The following is a 3,979-nucleotide window of genomic DNA, read 5'->3' as shown; positions in this document are numbered from 1 at the left end:
GACAAGCCGATCATCGCCTTCATCGGACGCCTCGACGAGCAGAAAGGCGTTCATCTGGTGCATCATGCCATCTACCACGCGATCCACCACAACGCGCAGTTTGTCCTGCTGGGATCAGCCACCGAAGCAGGCATCAACGCCCACTTCCAGCACGAAAAGCGCTTCCTCAATGACCACCCAGATGTGCACCTAGAACTCGGCTTCAACGAGGAACTGTCTCACCTGATTTACGCAGGCTCCGACATGATTGTCGTCCCCAGTAACTACGAACCCTGCGGTTTGACGCAGATGATCGGTTTGAAGTACGGTACGGTGCCGATCGTTCGGGGCGTTGGCGGACTGGTCAACACGGTGTTCGATCGCGACTACGACACCGATCACTTGACCGAACAGCGCAACGGCTTCGTGTTCTACCAAAGCGACTGTACGGCACTGGAATCCACGATGGATCGGGCGATCGACCTGTGGACCCAGTCCCCCGACGAGTTTCGCCAGCTTGTTATTCAGGGCATGGAGTACGACTACTCCTGGAACTACCCCGGCAAAGACTACCTGGAAATTTACGACTTTATTCGCAAGAAGTAGCGGTTAACCCATCGCTAACAGTTATTAGTGGTAAAAATAAAAAACCCGGCAGCCCCCCGCCGGGTTTTTCAAGTGGTACCTGAGTACCTAACCTATGGATCCACAATACGGGAGACATGCCAGAACCTTCTTCCTCTGGGCGTGCGAACTCCTTGGGGGAGGCGTAGATCACCTAACTGGGTGAGGCAGCGTTAGCAAAATTTGTGCTGTGAGGAGACGATCGAGATGACCTATCCACGCGACTTAGTAGGGTATGGACGACAGCCGCCCGACCCGAAGTGGCAAAATCAGGCGCGCGTTGCCGTGCAGTTTGTGATCAACTACGAGGAAGGGGGCGAAACCTGCATTCTGCACGGCGATCAAGCATCGGAGACGTTCCTGTCAGAAATCGTCGGCGCAGTGCCACTGATGGGATTGCGCCACATGAACATGGAATCATGCTACGAGTACGGCAGTCGATCGGGCTTCTGGCGCTTGCATCGGTTGTTTACAGAGCGAGGCATTCCCGTCACCGTGTATGGCATCGCAATGGCGCTGGAGCGCAACCCGGAAGCCGTCGCCGCCATGCTAGACGCCGAGTGGGAAATTGCCAGTCACGGCTACCGCTGGATCGACTACAAGTACTTCGGCGAGGAAGAAGAACGATCGCACCTACAGCAGGCGATCGCGATCCACACTCGCGTCACGGGCAATCGTCCGTTGGGTTGGTACACCGGACGCACCAGTCCCCACTCGCGCAAGCTGGTCGTCGAGGAAGGCGGCTTTCTCTACGATGCCGATAGCTACGCCGACGACTTGCCCTACTGGACCTACGACTACGGCAAGCCGCATCTAGTGATTCCCTACACGCTGGACAACAACGACATGCGCTTTGCCACACCGCAAGGCTTTAATTCCGGCGACCAGTTTTTTGCTTATTTAAAGGATGCGTTTGATGTACTGTACGCCGAGGGTGAAACTGCACCCAAAATGATGAGCGTCGGGCTACACTGCCGCCTAGTCGGTAGACCGGGGCGAGCCGCTTCGCTGGCGCGGTTTCTCGATTATGTACAGCAGCACGATCGCGTGTGGCTCTGCCGTCGCATCGATATTGCTCATCACTGGCACAAGCACCATAAACCAACAGAAGCTTAGACCATACATTGCATCAAAGGAGGATAGGCGGTGCAGCAGGAAAAACAATTGTGGCTGATTAAAGGCGTTGCAGGATTGCTGTGTGTCGGGTTTGGGCTGAGCGTGTTTGGTGAGGCGCTGATTCAAAAGCTCAATGGCGGCAACTGGTTTTGGATCGGCACCGCAAGTCTAGTGCTGATCAATACTGGGCTGTGCCTAATGTTCGACAGCCACAACCATCAACTTCGTATGGCGCAGCTTAGCGATCGAGGCGACAAGACTTGAGATGCCAGTGAGAAATCAACGGCTAAATCACGTCTTCAGAACTCAGAAGGTGCAATTGATGCAGCCGCGCCAGCCTGTCGTTAAACCAGGCAGGCGTATAGTGCCCGTAGGGAACGACTTCTCCGGCAACGCTGGCGTTAATGCCCAGAACCCAAATATGAGCGGTTCTGATGAAGACAGGAATGGCAGCAAGCTCCAGAGCAGTTAATTCGCGCACGGTTTGGTAGCCTTGCAGGAACGCTCGACGCACGGGTTCAGCGATGTTGCGCGTCAGGCAAACGTGCAAAAACTTAGCAATATCAAAGGCGCGCCAGCCGTAGCCGCACTGGTCGAAGTCAAACAAGGTTGGTGCATTTTCTACAAAATGAGTATTGCCTGCGTGGACATCGCCAACGCAAATTCCGTAGATAGGGGACGCGATCGGCAGATTCAGATCGTCCAGCTCGACTTTAATTCGGGCAATTTCAGCTTGAATCTCACGGCTATCCTGCTGCACGGTTTCAAAAAGTGCGCTGATCCACGTCCACGCCCAATCCAGCAAATACTCACGGTTCAATTCAGGACGATGAAAGCAGCTCTGAAACTCGTTGCTCACCTCGTGGATTTGGGCAGTGAGTGCGCCAAGCTGATGGCTCTGCGTTTGCGTCAGTTGCTCCTCTACGGCTTCACCGGGCGCATAGGGAAACACTGCGGCGTAGCGTGTCCCTTCAGGTGCCAAAATGGTTGTGGTTAGTTCCTCTTGCTTCGTTTCAATTGGAGCGGCAACTGGCAGCAGACGATCGCCCAAAAACCTCAGCAGCTGCAACTCAAAATCAATTTCTGTCTTCGTGCGCCAGGTGTGGCGATACAGCCGCAAAATATAAGGCGCTGTCTCAGTTTCGACCAGATACGTGTCGTTCAATCCCCGCTTCAGCAAGCGGCAGCGCTGTGCTGGAGGCATTGCAAACTGAGGCACCACGATCGCCAACAAATCTGCCTCTAGTGGCAGCGAGTGCCTCACCCGAATTATGCCAGACTCAACCATGCCACCTCCTAGTCGATTAAGGTCAATACCGTCTTCGCACATCCCTCACAAATGCTGCTGCGCCCACAGTGCCGCCTGCGTACGATCGCGCAATCCCAACTGCCCTAAAATGCGCGAAATATGATTTTTTACCGTCCCTTCGGTTAAGTGCAGCGCTTGAGCGATTTCCCGATTGTTTTTGCCCTGCCCCAGCAGCGTCAGCACTTCGCGTTCTCGATCGCTCAGCGATGGATAATCGCCAGGTTTCGCCGTCGGCAAATGAATGTGGGAAAAGACTTTGGGCGCGATCGTCGGACCGAGTTGGCTATAGCCCTGATGCAGCGTACGAATGGCGTCAGCGAGCTGTCTGGATGGTGTGCTTTTCAGCAAATACCCCAGCGCACCTGCCTGTAGCGACTTCCAAATGTACTCATCCTCATCAAACGTGGTCAGAACCAAAATTCGAATCCAGGGGTAGCGCTGGTGGATCTCCCGCGTTGCCACTACGCCGTCGCAAATGGGCATTCGTACATCCATCAGGATTACATCGGGCTGGAGCTGTTCGGTCAGGGCGATCGCTTCCCGACCCTGGTTCGCTTGCCCCACCACCTCCAAGTCGTCTTCTAGCGCTAGAAGCGATGCGAGTCCCTGCCGAAACAGCGATTGGTCATCCACAAGCAGCAGCCGAATCGCCATACATCACTCCACAGTTTCTCGGGCTGGATCTTTTCTACCATCGGTTGTTGCTGAGTGGGTCGCCTGACCGGGTGAGTCGTGCACGATGTCCACTACAATCCAGGGGAGGGTGCTAGGAAAATCTAGCTGGAGTGGCGAGTATGGGCTTTCGGGTGCAATTGAATTGGAGAAGTGTGCTGGCGATCGCGATCGGGCTTGGGTTTTTTAGTCCTCTACCTCCCGTCGAAGCCCGCAAGATCAATTTCCCCTCAAACTTAGGGTTTCCAGGTCGGCGAGTTCCCGGAGGATCGCGGGGAG

Annotated in this window: 5 protein-coding genes; 3 read left to right on the top strand and 2 right to left on the bottom strand. The window is 54.9% G+C overall.

Annotation, left to right across the window (positions count from 1 at the left end; translation table 11 throughout):
- From H6F43_RS12100 to H6F43_RS12090, 3 genes are all read left to right on the top strand, one after another.
- Positions 1 to 585: glycosyltransferase (locus H6F43_RS12100; protein WP_190343010.1), on the top strand; the 585-nt coding region annotated here is incomplete at its 5' end.
- A gap of 219 nt (positions 586 to 804) precedes the next feature.
- The gene (gene puuE, locus H6F43_RS12095) at positions 805 to 1,719 is read left to right on the top strand and encodes an allantoinase PuuE (protein WP_190343011.1); all 915 of its coding nucleotides are present in this window, start codon (positions 805 to 807) and stop codon (positions 1,717 to 1,719) included.
- A gap of 30 nt (positions 1,720 to 1,749) precedes the next feature.
- Positions 1,750 to 1,983, top strand: coding sequence for a hypothetical protein (locus H6F43_RS12090; protein WP_190343009.1), 234 nt, complete (start codon positions 1,750 to 1,752; stop codon positions 1,981 to 1,983).
- Between the two features lie 22 nt (positions 1,984 to 2,005).
- Here the strand turns inward: H6F43_RS12090 and H6F43_RS12085 are convergent, their stop codons facing one another.
- Together H6F43_RS12085 and H6F43_RS12080 are read right to left on the bottom strand one after the other, a co-directional pair.
- Complete coding sequence (locus H6F43_RS12085; protein ID WP_190343008.1) at positions 2,006 to 3,007, bottom strand: phosphotransferase; 1,002 nt, start codon at positions 3,005 to 3,007, stop codon at positions 2,006 to 2,008.
- 45 nt (positions 3,008 to 3,052) lie between these two features.
- On the bottom strand, positions 3,053 to 3,682 hold the full coding sequence (locus H6F43_RS12080) for a response regulator transcription factor (RefSeq protein WP_190343007.1): 630 nt from the start codon (positions 3,680 to 3,682) through the stop codon (positions 3,053 to 3,055).
- Positions 3,683 to 3,979 lie beyond the last annotated feature (297 nt).

Origin of the sequence: Leptolyngbya sp. FACHB-36, assembly GCF_014695955.1 — a bacterium.
Lineage (GTDB): Bacteria > Cyanobacteriota > Cyanobacteriia > Leptolyngbyales > Leptolyngbyaceae > FACHB-36.
The sequence above is the reverse complement of the archived record's forward strand: the minus strand, read 5'-3'. Positions and strand labels throughout refer to the sequence as shown.